This window comes from Paenilisteria riparia FSL S10-1204 (genome assembly GCF_000525995.1).
Lineage (GTDB): Bacteria > Bacillota > Bacilli > Lactobacillales > Listeriaceae > Listeria_A > Listeria_A riparia.
The window spans coordinates 280,270-298,156 of the sequence record NZ_AODL01000007.1 but is presented as its reverse complement, the minus strand read 5'-3'; the positions used below and the strand labels follow the sequence as shown (position 1 = coordinate 298,156).

The 17,887-nt window shown below is 36.0% G+C and carries 15 protein-coding genes; 14 read left to right on the top strand and 1 reads right to left on the bottom strand.

Features of this window, described 5'->3' with window-relative positions:
* Nucleotides 1–84: 84 nt before the first annotated feature.
* From PRIP_RS06230 to PRIP_RS06215, 4 genes are all read left to right on the top strand, one after another.
* Nucleotides 85–963: a helix-turn-helix transcriptional regulator gene (locus tag PRIP_RS06230; protein WP_036100176.1), complete on the top strand. Its 879-nt coding sequence runs from the start codon at nucleotides 85–87 to the stop codon at nucleotides 961–963.
* Between the two features lie 349 nt (nucleotides 964–1,312).
* Nucleotides 1,313–4,297 carry an Ig-like domain-containing protein gene (locus tag PRIP_RS06225; protein WP_036100174.1) on the top strand — a complete coding sequence of 995 codons (2,985 nt, stop codon included), beginning with the start codon at nucleotides 1,313–1,315 and terminating at the stop codon, nucleotides 4,295–4,297.
* Nucleotides 4,298–4,603: 306 nt separating this feature from the next.
* Entirely contained in the window at nucleotides 4,604–5,326 is a 723-nt protein-coding gene (locus PRIP_RS06220; protein WP_036100172.1) for a cyclic nucleotide-binding domain-containing protein, read from the top strand.
* Between the two features lie 247 nt (nucleotides 5,327–5,573).
* Nucleotides 5,574–6,422, top strand: coding sequence for a carbonic anhydrase (locus PRIP_RS06215; protein ID WP_241434097.1), 849 nt, complete (start codon nucleotides 5,574–5,576; stop codon nucleotides 6,420–6,422).
* 58 nt (nucleotides 6,423–6,480) lie between these two features.
* Here PRIP_RS06215 and PRIP_RS06210 read toward each other — a convergent pair whose 3' ends face one another.
* Nucleotides 6,481–7,185, bottom strand: coding sequence for a Crp/Fnr family transcriptional regulator (locus PRIP_RS06210; RefSeq protein WP_036100171.1), 705 nt, complete (start codon nucleotides 7,183–7,185; stop codon nucleotides 6,481–6,483).
* A gap of 651 nt (nucleotides 7,186–7,836) precedes the next feature.
* On the opposite strand from PRIP_RS06210, the gene PRIP_RS06205 reads away from it, so the two are divergent.
* The 10 genes from PRIP_RS06205 (at nucleotide 7,837) to PRIP_RS06160 (ending at nucleotide 17,886) form a co-directional block, all read left to right on the top strand.
* Entirely contained in the window at nucleotides 7,837–8,505 is a 669-nt protein-coding gene (locus PRIP_RS06205; protein WP_036100170.1) for a YveK family protein, read from the top strand.
* Nucleotides 8,502–9,188: a CpsD/CapB family tyrosine-protein kinase gene (locus PRIP_RS06200; RefSeq protein WP_036100168.1), complete on the top strand. Its 687-nt coding sequence runs from the start codon at nucleotides 8,502–8,504 to the stop codon at nucleotides 9,186–9,188. Before PRIP_RS06205 ends, PRIP_RS06200 begins: the two co-directional genes overlap by 4 nt.
* Nucleotides 9,139–10,581, top strand: coding sequence for an O-antigen ligase family protein (locus PRIP_RS17560; protein WP_241434096.1), 1,443 nt, complete (start codon nucleotides 9,139–9,141; stop codon nucleotides 10,579–10,581). The genes PRIP_RS06200 and PRIP_RS17560 overlap by 50 nt, the downstream gene beginning before the upstream one ends.
* An 18-nt stretch (nucleotides 10,582–10,599) precedes the next feature.
* Nucleotides 10,600–11,952, top strand: coding sequence for a nucleotide sugar dehydrogenase (locus tag PRIP_RS06190; protein ID WP_052008757.1), 1,353 nt, complete (start codon nucleotides 10,600–10,602; stop codon nucleotides 11,950–11,952).
* A gap of 354 nt (nucleotides 11,953–12,306) precedes the next feature.
* A complete protein-coding gene (locus PRIP_RS06180; protein ID WP_036100166.1) occupies nucleotides 12,307–12,909 on the top strand; it encodes a sugar transferase in 603 nt (200 codons plus the stop codon).
* Nucleotides 12,910–12,941: 32 nt separating this feature from the next.
* Complete coding sequence (locus PRIP_RS06175; protein WP_052008756.1) at nucleotides 12,942–14,372, top strand: polysaccharide biosynthesis protein; 1,431 nt, start codon at nucleotides 12,942–12,944, stop codon at nucleotides 14,370–14,372.
* Nucleotides 14,373–14,402: 30 nt separating this feature from the next.
* Complete coding sequence (locus tag PRIP_RS16205) at nucleotides 14,403–15,128, top strand: glycosyltransferase (RefSeq protein ID WP_052008755.1); 726 nt, start codon at nucleotides 14,403–14,405, stop codon at nucleotides 15,126–15,128.
* Nucleotides 15,112–15,645 (top strand): glycosyltransferase, encoded by a 534-nt coding sequence (locus tag PRIP_RS16200; protein ID WP_052008754.1) that lies wholly within the window; start codon nucleotides 15,112–15,114, stop codon nucleotides 15,643–15,645. The genes PRIP_RS16205 and PRIP_RS16200 overlap by 17 nt, the downstream gene beginning before the upstream one ends.
* Entirely contained in the window at nucleotides 15,626–16,759 is a 1,134-nt protein-coding gene (locus PRIP_RS06165) for a glycosyltransferase (protein WP_036100165.1), read from the top strand. Before PRIP_RS16200 ends, PRIP_RS06165 begins: the two co-directional genes overlap by 20 nt.
* Nucleotides 16,756–17,886: a glycosyltransferase family 4 protein gene (locus tag PRIP_RS06160; RefSeq protein WP_052008753.1), complete on the top strand. Its 1,131-nt coding sequence runs from the start codon at nucleotides 16,756–16,758 to the stop codon at nucleotides 17,884–17,886. The genes PRIP_RS06165 and PRIP_RS06160 overlap by 4 nt, the downstream gene beginning before the upstream one ends.
* Nucleotide 17,887 lies beyond the last annotated feature (1 nt).

Sequence of the window (17,887 nt, the reverse complement as noted above, 5' to 3'; positions counted from 1 at the left end):
GCGATTAAACATAGCGAAAATTATGCCATTGATGGACTATTTTACTTTATTTGATATAATGAAAAAGAAAGCGAGGCGTTCTAAATGAAGAAAAAAGATGGCTTCAAAGATGAGAAATACATTGCCCTACCAATTAGAAATGAAACCGATTACACTAAACACCCACTAATCAACGGCACTTACATAACTGAACTAGGTCTATACCCATCTGCCAAATACCACTATCGCGAAAGGATGGAAGGCATCGATGAAAATATTTTTATCTATTGTATGGAAGGAAGCGGCGTCATCGAACTATTGCACAATAAAATTATCCAACTAAACGCCGGTGAAATTTTCTGTATTCCCGCCAAAACACCACACCGTTACTATGCCTTATCTGATAACCCATGGTCCATCATCTGGGTTCATTTTGTAAGCGACATGATGGATTTATTTGCCGACGACAAAATCACCATTTCCTCCCCAGAAAAAAAGCATTTACTACAATCCCATTTCATCAACTTACTCCAAATCTCAGAAAAAGAATTCAGCCAGCATCATTTCATCGTCATTTCCAAACTTCTATCCCTCATTCTCGCTGAAACCTACCTATTAGAAGACAAAGTTTCCTTCGACAAACAAAATCAATACTTATCCAAATGCATCCGCTACATGAACGAAAACATCAATCAAGAACTCACGCTAAAACAACTCGCGCATCACTTAAAAATATCCCAAAGCTACCTAAGCAACATTTTCAAAAAATACACGCGACAATCACCCATCGAATTCCTCATCCACCTAAAAATCGACCAAGCTTGTAAATATATGAAAATGACCGACCTAAAAATCTACGAAATCGCCAAAAAAGTAGGCTATGAAGACGCATATTATTTTTCAAGGCTATTTAAGAAATACACTGGCCTCTCACCAAAGGTCTATCGAGCACAGATGGAAGAAGAGACTTTCAAGCAGGGGTAGAAAAAGATAGCGCTTTCAAAATGAAGGATTAGCCAAACAAATACTGAATGAAAAAAATTTTTCTGCCCAGCTATCCAATAAAAGCAAAATATATCATGTAAGCGTTCTCTTATACATTTGTTTTTGAAAGAATGTATTAAATTTATCTACATACTAATTTTACAATCACACGTATAATTAAGATATAAACAACTAGAGGTGCAAAACAGAAAAAAATCATACTGGTTAAGTCACATAACTTATAGGGACAATATCCATTCTTAAGAAAAACACAGTAGGTAATCAGAAATGTCACTCGAATTGTTTCACCGTATAAAAAAGTAGTTCACTAATAAAGGAGATTTAAGGTATGAAAAAAAGAAAACAAATCGCAGCATTGTCATTGGCTGCAGGATTAGCTGTTATATCCGAAGCTGATTTTACGGAATTTTCAGGAAATAAAAAAGTGGCGGCAGCTGAAATTACTGGTAGCTTGCCTGTAACTCCAACTTTTGGAGACGAAGGAGCTTCCAGTTTAGCTGAAATTCAACCACAAATCGCAGCGAATACAAAAGGCATTTATTACAAGAGCACACATGTTTCAGGAGTAGCTCGGCCAGGAGCGACTATATCAATAACACATTATAGATTTCATGCAGGATCCATTACAGAAACGCACTCAACTACAGCAGACAGTGAGGGGAACTGGGGAATAGACGTTACGGAATTAGAAATATCAGATGCGTTGCGCATTTCTTTCCAACAGGATGGTTCACCGTATGACTCACAGGATGTTGGAGTAATCACACCGCCTATCGATGCAAACAAAGTAAAGCCAGTAACAACGAACAGTACGAAAGTTTATGGAGAAGGTGCTATTCCAGGAGCAACTGTAGAATTTGGCTACTATGCTGGCGGCCAGTATTTCTCTGAAAAGGTTGTAGCAAATGCCACAGGAAATTACGAGGCAACAATAAATCAATTACCACAGAGAAGTAGCATTTCTGTTAGGCAATCGGTAGTTCGCGCTGGGAACACACTTCCGTCCACTTGGGACTTTGTATTTGTTAAACAAGGGATTGACAGTCCATTAGTTAATGCCGTATCAAACAAAGATACAAAGATAACTGGATACGGGAAAGCTGGCGCGCAAATACGTGTTAAAGACAGAAATCAAAAGGAACTAGGAAATGCTACAGCAAACGAAGACGGTCAATATGAAGTTACTATTCCAAAACAAGCATTAGGGACTAGATTATTAGTAACGCAAGAAGAAAATATTGGTGTTTTGGATATAAGTGAACCAGAAAGAATAACAGTAGGACAAGAAGTACCTGAAGTAACATCAGAATTAGCGGATGGAATGACTACGATTGCTGGGACCGCCTATCCAGGAGCAGATATTACAGTATGGACTGGTGGAGCAAACATCGCCGCTACAACAAAAGCAGATGCATTAACAGGAGAGTGGTCCGCAACCGTTCCAGCTTTAGTAGCAGGAAATGCAGTTCAAGTTCGAGCAGCACTTGCTTTTAATCAATATAAAGATAGTATTAGGTATGCTATTCATTTAGGAAGTCCAACTGATGTTCGCGCAGTAGCTGCCGATGGGAAAACAAAAATTACTGGTAAAGGAAGCCCAAGCGCAACAATTAGCGTCAACTTAAAAGCAACAATAAAAAGGGCGCAAGCAATAGGCACAGCAACTGTAGACAAGGATGGCAATTTTGAACTGACGATTGAACAAGCACTAGACGCGCAACAATTAGTAATTACGCAATCTAAAAACGGTCAAAGCAGTATATCTACAGAATTTACCGCTGTCAAAGGATTAGACAAATTAAGTAACATTGGCACAGTCACAACGAACAGCACTAAAGTAACTGGTAGAGGTAGCGCCGGCGCAACTGTCAGTATCAAATTAAATGGAACCGAAATTGGCACAGGCCAAGTAGATGCTAATGGTGACTTCGTAGCGCCTATCGCGAAGCAAGCAGAAGGAACAAAACTAACACTAACACAACAAAATACAGAAGGTGAAAGTGCGGCAGTAGAGGCAACCGTTGTGAAAGGTATTGAAAAAGTAACAGAAATTAACAAATTATCTTCACACAGCACAAAAGTGACAGGTAAAGGTATTGCTGGGTCGATAGTTAGCGTGAAGAACAACGGAACAGAGATTGGTACAGCAACAACAACCGACAATGGCGAGTTCGAAATAACGATTTCAAAACAAGCAGAAGGAAGCAAGCTCGTGATTACACAATCTAAAGCAGGCGATGAGAGTGAGCCAGTGGAAGTAACCATTATTAAAGGCATGGCAGCTCCAACAATTAATGATTATTTTGTGGGTAGTGCCTATATTCGAGGAACAGCCCCAGCTGAAGCAGTAAAAATTGCTTTAATTGTAGACAACAAAGAAATTAGATCTGTCAATGTGGCAGCAAACGGATCATATAGCGTTTACGGAAATGATGTAGCTACTCTACAAAAAGAAGGGGCAACATTCAGCATTATCGCGCGAGATAATAATAACTTAGTAAGCGAAATAGCAACAAGTGAAGTGAAATCTGTTCTAGCACCGACACTTAATCGCTATCAAGTAGGCCAAACAAATGTGACTGGATCGGTAGCCGAGGGAGTTTCAAGAATCGCAGTATACGATAAATCGGGAAAATTATTGCGATATGGTCAAATTAATGCCGATCGTACGTTTAAAATCTATGTAGAGGACCAAGAAGTTTTCCAGACTGCAGGAGAAAGTTTTACCGTTAGAGCTTTCAATGCAAGTGGCGCAATTAGTAGTCCAGCTCAGGGAATCATTGAGGCACATGGACTTATAGCACCGACTGTGAATAACTTCTATTTGAATTCAGCTTATGTTAAAGGGACAGCATCAGCAGGAGCTACTAGAGTGCGATTAAGTGTAAATGGTGTAGCTATCCGTGTAGCAGCCGTTTCAGCAGATGGGACTTACAGTATTTATGTAAACGACGTAGTAGCATTGAAACAAGTGGGCGCAGCATTTGAAATTAGCGCGTTGGATGGAAACAATGTAGCAAGTGAAGCCGTGACCGGAGTAGTAAAAGGTTTGGAACCACCAGTCGTTAATCCGTATCGAGTAAGTCAGAGTTACGTTACAGGGACTGTAAGTAAACAAGTGAAGAGAATATCTATTTTTGATAAAGCAGGAGTAATACTAAAAAATGGACAAGTGAATGAAGATGGGACATTTAAGATTTATGTAAATGGTATTGAGGCTCTTCAAGTAGTGGGAGATAGCTTTACTGTTAAAGCTTTCGGTGAAAATGGATCGGTAAGTGATGGAACAGTAGGTTTTATACAAGCTAAATAATACTACGAAATGCTTTTAATAGAGTAATAAACGACTTACTATGTATTTTGATAAGAATACACTAGTAAGTCGTTTATTTACCTTTAATTAGCATGATATCAGGAGGTAGCTAATGAAAATGAGTGAGGTAGGGAGAAGAATCAAATGTCAGTACCTTACGAAAGTGTAAGCTCCCTTATTCTTTTTGTAATATTATTCACATGTATATGCCTAGGAGAAAGTGTATACTAATACAAGTAATAAATGCTTTTTCACAGTGAAGTAGAGAAGTGATAGAGTAGCGTTCTAATAAGAGGAGTGAAAATTATGTTAGAGGTGTATGACTTTTTGACAACTTCCCAAGGATTAGCACAGGAATTTACAGAAACAATTCATTTTAGTGAAAACGAGATAATTTATCAGTATGACTGGTCAAGGAATAATCATTTTTTACTAATGAAAAATGGAGTAGCTAGAATTGAAATCTATCGGAAGCGGCGTTGGGAATTCGAAACTTTTATTTCTATTGATGAATTTGGTGGGATAGAGAACTTAATAAAAAATCGACTTTTTAGCACGAATATAAAATACCGAATTGTTGCAGCTTCAGATGGCGAAGCGTTATTAGTAGATAAAGAATTTTTTCTGGATCACATGTATGCCAATCCAGCATTATTTCACAAAGTACTTGAAAACGTAACATTGCACCAAATAATGACGGCACATAATTTTCGTGAAAAAAAATCACCTCTGAAACAGCGCTTGGCCGATATTGTATTGGAATTCATCATGTTTGCTTCATTACCAATTAAAAATAATCACGTAACGCTACCATTCCCTTTTTCCGAAGAAATTATTTCTTCCGCATTAAAGGTTCCAATCCATCATATTCAGTCGATACTGAAATTTTTGGAAAAAGAAAAAATCATCACTAGAGAATGTGAGTTTGAAGTAATTGATTATGTGAGGCTAGGTAAATTATCAAATCTTAACCTAGAAACATGTCGCAATAATACATTTGAAGAAGTTGATTTACAACAAGCAAATTGAAATGCCAATAGTATGCCAGTGTACCATGAGCCCGCTAAGAGAACTTAGCGGTTTTTTTGATTGGTGCATTACTTAATTTTAGTAGAAATGAGAATGTAAGCTATTTAGAAGGCGCATTATTTTTTTGTATATTAATACATAAATCGATGCACATCTTAATTTGAATAAACAGCTAAGAAAGCGCTATCACACAGCTTGAATAAATTAATATGTTTGGATTTTATCTACATACCTGAAAGCGTGTGTTATGTATAATTTATTGTATAAGGAGGTGAATGGCCGACTAAAATTTTTGTTTTATAAAAATTCTAAATTTATAAAAAATGTGAAAAAGAAAGGAAAAAATATGAAAAAAACAATGTTAATAGGAGTCTTACTAGCTTTTAGTGTTGTCTTATCTGGCTGTGGTGATACGGAACAAAAAAAGGAAGAAAAAGCAACATCTAGTGAGCATGAGGAGCACTTAGACTATGGTAAACAATCAGATTGGAAGGTAGAATCAGGAAAATTTCAATCACCAATTAATATCGATACTACAAAGGCAGTTCCTATGAAAGATGAGGGTGCATTAGATTTAAACTACAATGATAAAGTGCTAAATCAGGTTGATAATGGTCATAGCATACAGGTTAACGATGAAGGGATAGCAGAAATCAACGGTCGCCAATTTGAGCTAAAACAGTTCCATTTCCATGCCAAAAGTGAGCACACATTAGACGGAGAATACTACCCTTTAGAAGTTCATTTTGTAAATCAATCACAGGCGGGGCGTTTAGCGGTAATTGGTGTATTCTTTAAAGAAGGAAAAGCTAATCCAGGATTTCAGGCCGTTTTAGAACATATTAAAAAAGGTCAAGAAAGTCCTTCAGCAGAAAGCGTTGATGTAGCAAGCATGTTACCTGACAACCGCACATACTACCACTATCTTGGCTCACTGACCACTCCGCCCCTTACCGAAAATGTAGAATGGTATGTGATGGCAACACCAGTCGAGGTATCACAACAACAAATCGAAACATTTAATACGTATTATGACGGTAATAATCGCAAAGTACAACCTTTAAATGGCAGGTCAATTCTGAAACATGAAGAATAAAAAAACGTTTCTGAGATTAGCTAATGTAGCCAATCTCAGAAACATTTTAGGAGATAGATTAGATAACAGGTGCAACAGAATTTTCAAGAAGCGCTAGATGAAGATTAGATAATCGTTGCATCCGTGCAAAATCCCTAATTTCAAATTGGGGGAATCTACTTATTATTTGTTGCTCCTCTAAAAACTCCAAAATCGCGAACACATGATGAGAAGGAGCTCGAAGTACGCTAACTAACATAGACTCAGAAAAATAATCGGGGAAAATGATTTGGTTATCTAAGGTTGGTAGAGAATTAATAATTGCAAATTCTATTAGGACATCAGCAACCCGCTGCTTTAAAGGTGACTTCTTTTCACGAAAATTATGAGAGGTTAAAACGTGACGCAAAGCAATGTGCTCTAATACGGTATGAAAAATAGTTGGGTCAGCATACATATGATCAAGAAAAAAGTTTTTATTTACTAAAAAAGCAGTTCCCTCAGATGCACCAACAATCCTATATTTCATAGAGCAATCATATTTTTTTGAGTTAAGCAAATTCTCAATTCCAGCGAATTCATCATGTGCAATGAAAGTCTCAAATTCCCATCTTCTTTTTCTGTAAAATTCTAATTTTCCGACACCTTTTTCTATTAATACGAATTGATTATTTTTTACATAATCGTATTTATGAATGACTTCGTTGTCATGAAAGGTAATTTTTTTTGTATACTCCTTTGCCAAATCCGGTGATGCGGTTAAAAACTCACAAATAGCCAACATGGTCTCGCTCCCTTCAGTTAACAGTGAAAAAGCTTACGAACATTAATGTTGTTCATACTTACATTCTATACCACTTATCTATGAAAATCTGTAGACAAAAAACAACTCTTTCTCACCAGAAGTCGCACTAACGTCAATGTAATAGCAGAAAAATGATTAAGAAAGCGTTCTCATAAAAAAGTGTTTTGCGAACTACATTTGCTTTCATATTCTAGCCAAGTACATATATGAACTGTTACAGGCTAAGTAGAGATTGTAAAAATAGTTTGTACTGCCTTTCAACACTGCTTCATTAAAATAGGCAAATGAAGAATTCGGTCCTAGCATACTTTATTGCGCACCAAAAAAACAAACACATCGAGAGAACGTTTTCATAGCAATTATAGCTCGTTAGACTATCAGAAAGGCACTATTTTTAGCAATAATAGTTGTAATTTGTCTACAGATTTCTGTGCTAAATAGGTGTAGACTATGTGTATACATTGGGCTGATGTGAGGAGATGAAATAATTATTAAGAGCCTGATGCAACATACAATCACGTGAATTCTTAGACAGATATAAGATTGAAAATTCGGTAAACAAAAATAAATAACAAGTATGTGCATTTGAAGAATAGGGAATCTATAGATACGTTGAGATGGAGGCGTAAGATGAAACAAGTAATAACGATTAACAGCTTTTTAAGAAGTTTGAAGAAATTGTGGTCACTGTTAATTGTCATACCAGCGCTATTAATTTTAGTGACACTAGCTGTTAGTACATTGTGGTTGAAGCCAATTTATACCTCATCTACACAGGTATTGGTGACTGCAACAACGAAAGGAGATGAAACCCCCAGTTTTGAAGAAATAAGAACATCCATACAACTTGGAAACACTTTTAGTACGACACTAGGAAGCGCCAGAACGATGCAAGGTGTCATTGATAAGTATAAGTTAAATAAAACCGCTGCAGAATTAGCTAACCAAGTAACAGTCGCAAGCAGTGAAAATTCATTAGTGTACACTATTACGGTGCATGACAGCGATCCTAGCAAGATTGAACAATTAACAAATGGCATAGCTGAAGTGTCACAAAAAGATTTTGCAAAATTATTTAACTCCACTAAAATGGTTATTTTGGAGAAAGCAAGTCCGCCAGCAGAGGTCAGTAATTTAATTAAATATATATTAGCTGGATTATTCGGAATTGCGCTTGCGCTTGTATTTATTATTTTACAAGCTAGTTATGACAATACAATTCGTCATAAGACGGCAATTGATGAATTAAAACTTACATTTCTTGGAGATATGCCATTTATAAAAGGAGATATGGAATGATGGAAACTAGGAGTAAAAACAAGGTTCTTTTTTTTGAAGGAGAATCAAATTCATTTGAAGCAGAGAAAATTCGTTCTATTCAAGTGAATATGCAGTTTTCGTTATTGACACAAGCGAATCATAAAAAAATTATGTTTACGTCAGCAAACAAAGGCGAAGGGAAGACATTTTGTATCATCAATGTGGCAAAAGAGGTTGCAAATCAAGGAAAAAAGGTACTCTTAGTCGATTTAGATTTGCATCATCCAAGATTATCGCAAAGTTTATTACCAAGAGAGAAGAATGGATTGATGAACATAATTAAAGAGCGGCATGACATTAATAGTAGTAAGTGTATTTACAACGTATCTGAGAATTTATATGTTTTGCCAACAGGTATATTACCTCCTAATCCTCTAGGCATTATCAGTTCGGATTTCTTTTCGGAAACGCTCAATTCACTAGAGTCTAAATTTGATCATATATTTATTGATACGCCGCCTGTTAGAGTATTATCAGATGGTCGGGTCATTGCATCTTTATGTGATGGAGTAATTATGGTCGTTCGTAGCGGTATAACGAAAATATATGAGGTGGAGGAAGCAAGAGACTATATTGATAAGACCGGAACGCCGATTGTAGGAGCTATATTGAATGGTAGCAAATATAGTGAGAAAGACAAGCAAGTGTATGCTTATTATTAAATGGTTAAATGGAAATTACAAAATAGTTGCTTTCTTCTTGATTGCTATCGCTATATTAGAAATATGTGTATTTATTCCTTATGGTTACGTTCCTGTAGCTTTACTTTTGGTAGTATTTATCCTGGTATGTTTCCGAATTGATATGGAAAAATGTATGTTTACACTTTCGATTATTTTATTGTGTGCAGGTTTTTTTGGTCCGTATTTGGGCTTGCCCTCCATGGAAAATATATTTTTGTTCCGTGTGTTATTACCAATCCATTTAGTGTTATTTCTCTTTTTCTACAAAAAAGACTGGGAGCGGATACGAAAAATAAGAATCTTTTTGGTGCTGTATATTCTGTTTATTTTTACAATGTCGCTAACATTGTTCTGGACAGATAGTATAGGAGGAAGTCTTCGATACATTTATTTTCTTTTTGAATGGTTGTATGTATTCTTTATTTGTGTGTATTTTCTGAATGACACGAAAAGCTATCGAGTGTTTGCCAAGTGTACGGTTATTCTATACATTCTTTTTATCTCTATCGGCTTATGGGAAGTTATCACAGGTTTGCATCTTCCGCGTTCAGGATCAACATTTTATATCACCACAACGAGTAAGTATCAACCAACGGGTTTTCAATTTAATACCAATGATTATGCTGCTTTGCTAACCATTCTTTTTCCTTTAGTTGTTATTGAAATTAGCAAGTGGAGGAAAAAGGTGTCTATTATAGCAACCACTATTATCTCTTTTGTGGCAATCTATCTTGTCATTGTAACCTTTTCGAGAATGGCAATGTTGGTTATTTTAATTGAAGCAACCGTGCTGTTGGTTAGTTGGATGAGAAGTTGGGCTCTGGTTGGAATTATATTAGGTGGAATAGGATCAGTTCTTATCTCCTTCTACTTTAAATGGAATTTGATAATACAGCTGTTTTCCGATATTACAAGAGCCTTTACAGACAAGAATGGTTCTACATTAGAACGGATGGAAATGTACAAGGTAACATGGTCATTGATTAGAGAATCTAATTTTATAGGAATTGGTGCAGGCATGCTACCAACACACCTGAGTGCGGCGATGTATGGGTTTGAGAATGCCTCTGCAAGCTATTGGTCACCGCATAATTATTGGCTAGAAGTTTTAGCAAATGGAGGAATTCTCGCGTTTCTACCACTAATTAGCTTCTTCATGTTATATTTCACCTTATCTTTATGCTACTGGATAAAAACGGGGTGGAGGAGCGATAGTGCGGTTCCATTTTTAATTGGTGTTGCATTTGTATTTGCAAGCATTGGATTGAGTGGGACCTTCGATAAAATGTTTTTAGGATTAGGCCTTGGTATAGGAATGAGTATACTAAATATCCATTACAGGAAATTAAATGAAAAAAAAGTATCGAATTAAATTTGGGATGGTGAAAATATGAGTAGTATTTCAAAAGAAAAAATATTAAAAAAAGAAGTTAAAATAGCAATTATGGGGATGGGCTATGTAGGATTACCTTTAGCCGTTTCTTTTGCCAAGAATGGTTTTGAAACAATTGGATATGATATCAATGTTAAGAAGATTAATGATTTAAGCCAAGGAATATCTGATATTGAAGATATTTCCAACGATACGCTTAGAACAAGGCTTGAAACTGGAAACCTTCAACTGACAACGAATCCAAAAACATTACTGGAGGCGGATGCTATTATAATCTGCGTCCCGACCCCATTAACAAAGTCGATGGAACCAGACATGCGGTATATTGAAGTTGCTGTAGATACTATCAAGAAAAATGCAAAAAGGGGGGTACTGATTTCTCTTGAAAGTACAACCTATCCAGGCACGACACGCGAAATTATTAGCGCTACTATGGAAGAAGAAGGATTCGTTTTAGGAAGAGATTTCTTTGCTTGCTATTCACCTGAACGTGTAGACCCTGGAAATAAGCTATTCCAAACAGAAAATACACCAAAAGTGGTAGGCGGGTTAGATAGTACTTCTAAAGAATTAGGGGAAGCGTTATATAGCCAAGTCATACAAGAAGTCATTGCCGTGAATTCTACAGAAGTTGCAGAAATGAGCAAACTGCTTGAAAATACATTCCGAAGTATCAATATAGCGTTTATTAATGAAATGGCTTTATTGTGTGAAAAATTAGGCATAGACATTTGGGAAACCATTGAGGCATCCAGCACAAAGCCATTTGGATTTATGAAATTCACGCCAGGCCCAGGAATTGGTGGTCACTGTATCCCACTAGATCCGATGTATCTATCATGGAAAGCAAAATCTAAAAATTTTTATAGTAGATTTATTGAACTTGCCCATGAAATCAATCATTTAATGCCAGAAAAAATGGCAGAACATGTGGTTGAAACGTTAAATGAACACAAAAAATCAATCAATGGCTCACGTATCCTATTAGTGGGAATGGCCTATAAAGAAAATAGCAATGACTTACGCGAATCCCCAGGGCTACAAATCTTTGAATTATTAAGGAAACGAGGTGCCAATGTTTCATTTTGCGATCCAAAAGCACCTGAATTTATTGATAACCAAGGAGAGATACATTACTCTGTACCGTTAAATTATGATGACTTTGGTGATTATGATTTGGTTGTCTTGCTAACGAAACATGATGTTTTTGATATCGCAAAGATTGGTGAAAATAGCAAATTGATTTTAGATACAAAAGATATTTTAAAAGATAGCTATGAAGAAAAGAAGCGAACATATGGCAAAATCGGCAATCAAGTGAAAAAAACACCACAAGAACTTTCTTTATAATGAGGGGTAAATGATACAAGGAGATGTAGTAATGAAAGATTTATCCAGAAAGGAACAGCTAGAAACGCTAAATTATTATTTTTTATCGACAACGGAAGCAATTAATATGTTACAAATATCACGTCAAAATTTTTATTCACTAATCAGCAGAAACAAAATAACGAGAATAAAAAAAAGATGGTGCGGTCCTATTTTTTAAAGATGAAATTTTAGAGCGATTAAACAATCAACCAATGTTAAGAACGAAGTATAGACCTTTTGAGTGTAAGGAAGAATTAAAACCAGAATTGCAAATCACGAAATAGATAGGGAGTTATAATTGGAAAAGGAGAGCTTAACGGGGAGGTATAGTCGATGAAGATACAGCACGTTATAAAACGTAGCGCAGATATACTGATGTCTATTGTATTTCTCTTTATTTTCAGTATACCAATGGGGATTTTGTATGTTGTTCTAGCTTTCCATTTTAAAGAAAGCCCAATTTTTAAATCGGTCAGAGCAAAGTACCAAGGGGAAGGCTTTGTAATGTATAAATTTAGAACAATGCGTAGTGTATTAGATAGTAATAATGAACCGCGACCAGATAATGAGCGCGTGACGGAACTGGGGCAATTAATTAGAAGATGGAGCTTAGATGAGTTGCCCCAGTTAATTAATGTTTTAAAAGGTGATATGAGCTTGATTGGGCCGAGACCTTTACCGCTAGAATACAATGAATTATACACAATAGAAGAACGTAAGCGGTTAGAGATGAAACCAGGCATGACTGGATGGGCCCAAGTTAACGGGAGGAACAATGTTCATTGGAAAGCTAAATTTCAGTTAGATGTGATATATGTCACGAAATATTCGTTGCTATTCGATTTGAAAATTAGCTTGCTTACAATTTTGGTAGTTTTAAAAAAAGATGGTATTAGTCAAGATGGATATGTTTCAGCGGAACGCTACAAAAAATAATAGGATAGTCTTTTATAGAAGGATTGGTGACAATGAAAAACAAGAAAAAAACTTTAATTATTGGCGCAGGATTAGGAGGTCAATTTGTCATTAAGCAGCTTAGTGAATCAGATAGTGAATATGAGCCAGTGGCCATTTTAGATGATAATCCAAATAAATGGAATGCGAGATTACAAGGTATTCTTATAGTTGGCGGTTTAGGCTGTCTCGATAGTTGCATAGAAAATTATAAAATCCAACATATTATTTTGGTAATTTCAAAACTTGATGATAAGAAAAGACAAGAAATCATTTCTAAAATAAAGTCTTATAATATAACATGTTTAATTCTTCCAGAGGTGTTTTCGACAAAACAGAAGCGAAAAATAGAAATTCCTGAATTAAATTATAGTGAGTTACTTCCAAATAGATTTGAGTTCCAGTTAGACTACAAGGAAGTCCATAAAGAAATAAGACAAAAAACAGTGCTCATCACAGGCGCTGGAGGTTCGATTGGTTCAGAACTTGCTTGTCAAATTTTAAAATGCCATCCAAAAAAGCTGATTTTATTAGGTAAAGGCGAGGGTAGTATTTTTCAGATTAGTACGTTATTAGAACAACAAAGAAAAGAAGAATCTTATCAAGGTGAGATTATTTCTGTCATTGCAGATATTTGTGATGTGGAGCAGTTGTTTAGAATTTTTGAACAGCACGAACCGGATATCGTTTACCATGCAGCAGCGCATAAGCATGTTCCATTGATGGAGAACAATGCCTACGAGGCGGTGAAAAATAATATCGTTGGAACTTACAATGTAATTCAATCGAGTAAAGCAATGGAAGTAGAAAAGTTTATTATGGTATCCACAGATAAAGCGGTTAATCCTGAAAATATTATGGGTGCTACAAAAAGATTGGCGGAAAAGTTAACATTGGAAATGGATGCGGTAAGTAAGACAGAATGCAATGTGGTACGCTTCGGGAACGTTTTAGGTAGTCGTGGCAGTGTTTTCCCTAAATTATGGGAGCAAATTCATCGTGGCATACCGCTTACTATAACGAATCCTGAGATGAAACGCTACTTTATGACAATTCCAGAAGCCAGTAAATTAGTCATTTCGGCAAGCATGTTAACGCAAAGGAATGCCATTTTTGTATTGGACATGGGAGAACAGGTGGAATTAGATTTGATGGTCAACCGTTTAATTGCACTATCTGATAAAAATAAACAAGATATTGTTATGGAATATGTGGGTGTTCGTCCAGGTGAGAAGATGTCTGAAGAGCTGTTTAATAAAGAAGAATTTTCATCTAAAATTAGCAATAAAATTTATGAAGGTAATTATTACACAAGTCTGGAAGAAGTATCGGCTATCGAAGACTTAATGGCCAGCTATCAAGGCATGAATAACGCGACACTGCGCCAAAAATTGCTTTTATTAGCCAATCAAAGCGCTCCTCAAAATATTTCTATGGGGTTATGATTCTAAAATGATGAGAGGAAGGTATAAAATGTGAAAGTACTATTTTTGATATCTTCATTTCCAGCTTTATCGGAAACGTTTATTTTGAATCAAATTACGGGATTTATTGATCGAGGAATTGACGTAGAGATAGTAGCTTGGAATAAGGTAAACAATGAAAAAAACCATCCTGAAATAGAAAAATATGGTTTGTTAGAAAAGACTCATTTTTTAAATAATGATTCGGCGAAAAGTAAACGTCTTATCGGCGGTCTGAAAATAGCATCAAAAAGTATTTGGAAGGCGCCAAAAGCAACATGTCAGGCGTTTAACTATAGGAAGTATGGCAAAATGATTTTTACAGTACGATTTTTATATGCGTTGCCGTATTTTCTTAAAAAACAAAAATTTGACGCGGTTATTTGTCATTATGGACCAAGTGGTATTATTGCTGCTTATTTACAGAATCAAAAGCTATTACCTAAAAACGTCATGACATTTTTTCATGGGAATGATGTCACGACATTTGTAAAAAAGCACGGTAGTAGTATATATAGTAGTTTATTTGCCGCAGATATTAAGTTATTACCAGTAAGTCATCAATTTGAACGCTTATTAAAAGTATATGGTGCGAATCCGGAGCAGATTCAAGTACATCGTATGGGGATTAATGTAGACGAGTTTCATCCAGTAAAACCTACCCCGATAGATGAGACAGTGAACTTCCTTTCTATCGGGCGCTTAACAGAGAAAAAAAGGGATGGACGTTGCTATTAAAACAATGTATGAACTTAAAAAAAGAGGCTTAAAAATCGCTTTGAAAATCATTGGTGAAGGTTCATTAAGACATGATTTAGAAGCACTTATCATCAAGAACAAGCTAGAAAAAGAAGTAACATTACTAGGATGGCAATCGCAGACAGAAGTTAAGCAAGCCATCGAAAAAGCTGATTTTGTTCTACAATTAAGTAAAACCGCTTCAGATGGTGATAAAGAAGGCGTGCCAGTGGCTTTAATGGAAACGATGGCGCGCGGTAAGCTGGTTATTTCAACACAACATAGCGGCATTCCAGAACTAATTACAAATAATCGAAATGGGTGGCTTGTAGCAGAGAACAGTGTTCCAGAAACGACTGAAAAAATCATAGAGATAATTCATAAGCCAGAAATATGGGCACAAATTTCCGAACAGGCGAGAAATAAAATATACCATGAATTTAATATTAAAAAATTGAATGACTCGCTGATTGCTTCATGTGCGGGAGGCGTATTGCATGCTCAAAAAAATGTTTAATATTAGTTCTGTACATCCGTGGAGTGACACACGTATCTTTTTTCGGGAAGCAACTTCTATTGCTGAAAATCTCGATTATCAGGTGACGCACATCGCTGTCCAAAATCAAGTGAGTACAAATATTGATACACCGATAAGGATTCATTTATTGCCCAAACTGCCAAGACTAAAGAGATATAAGAATTGGAAACGTATATGGCAGATGATACGCTCTGAAAAACCGGACATTATCCATCTACATGACCCAGAATTATTACTACTAGCATGGCTTATCAAAAAAAGAACGCCGATTGCACCAATTATTATTTATGATATGCATGAAAATGTGCCACAGATAATTGCTTCTAAACAAGCAATTCCAAATGTTTTTCGCAAAATAATGAAGCGACCATATCAAATGATGGAGAAAAAGCTGATGCAGTCATGTGACGGTGTTATCTTTGCAGAAGCACACTACAAAGAAAACTATACGCAATTAACGTGCCCAACAATGGATATATACAATTACCCAGCGATCAGAATGGCATCACAATTCCTCCCAAAGAGTGATATATTCACTTTTGTCTATATAGGAAGCATCTCTGAGTTACGCGGTGCACGTTTGATGATTGACTTAGCGGAGAAACTAGCTACTCAACGCGAAGATTTTCGAATTCGGGTGATAGGTACTGGAAAGGATGCCGAAATTTTTAAAACAGAGGTAGAGATAAGGGGACTTAGAAAATGGATTTCTTTTGAAGGTCCAAAAAAGTTTGACGAAGCATTTCAGATTTTACAAACAGCGCATGTGGGTTTATCTTTACTCCTGGACAACGCCAATTTTCGAGGTTGTAAGCCAACGAAATGTATGGAATATATGGCTGCGGGAATACCATTCATCGTTTCAGACTTTCTGATGCAAGAAGATTTGAAACGTTATCCATGCGGCATATCTGCCAATACCAGTAACTTAGATACTGTGGTAGATCAAGCTTTATTTTTTTTAGAAAATAAACAGATTGCAAAAGAGATGGGAAAGTGTGGATTCCATGCTTTTCGAGAGGCTTATAATTGGCAAACGGAGGAAGCAAAACTGATTTCTTTTTATACGAATTTTGAGGATGTGACATTATGAAAATAGTTTACTTACATCAGTATTTTGAGAAGGAAAAAGGTGGCATAAGATCTTATGAAATTGCCAAAAAACTTGTTTCTGAAGGGCATCAGGTGACAATGATTACTGGAAATGATATATCATCTTGTGAAGGCATTACAATTATCTCAACAAAAACACCGTACCGCCAAGAATATGGCTATATTCGCAGGATTTTCTCATTTGTCATCTATATGCTAAAAAGCTTGTTTTACGCTCTTCGCGAAAAAGATATTGATCTCGTTTATGCAACGTCGACTCCTCTCACCGTTGGGCTTGTTGGAAAATGGGTAGCGAAAATAAAAAAATGCGCTTTTGTCTTTGAAGTCCGTGATTTATGGCCTGATGTACCGATTCAATTAGGCATTATTAAAAATAATTTTCTCATCAAGATACTTTATAAAATAGAATCAGATGTTTACGACAAAGCAGATAAAATCATTGCTTTGTCTGAAGGAATGAAAATGGATATTGTGCAAAAAGGCATCCATCCAGATAAAGTCGAGGTAATAACGAATTTCGCAGATATTAGTAGATTTAAATCTATTAGTATCATGGATCAAATTCAGCTTTACACAAAGTATCCACAATTACAAAACAGATTTATTAGTCTATATGCAGGCACTATTGGTTTCGTGAACCACATCGACTACATTTTAAAGTTAGCTAGGAGCACAAAAAATGACGAAATTCTCTATGTAATAGTTGGAGATGGCAAGGAAAAACCAAGGTTAATAAGAGAAGCTAAGTTAGCAAAGTTAACCAATGTTCTTTTTTTAGATGCTGTTTCAAAAGCCGAGGCTCAGACATTGGTGACGATGAGCGATGTTGGTATGTGCTTTGTTCGAGATGAAGAAATATTAAATCGTAATAGTCAAAATAAGCTATTTGATTTCTGGGCAGCAGGGAAACCAACACTAATTAATTACAAAGGTTGGCAAGATAAAGTGATGCGTGAATTCAAAGCTGGTCAAGGCTTTGATTATGGAAATATTGATGGATTGAGGCTATATCTTGAAAACTTGAGCATGCATAAAAAAAAAAATACAAAGAAGTGCAGCAATGTGTCAGTCAACTGGCCATCAAGTATAAAAAAGAGGATTTACTAGA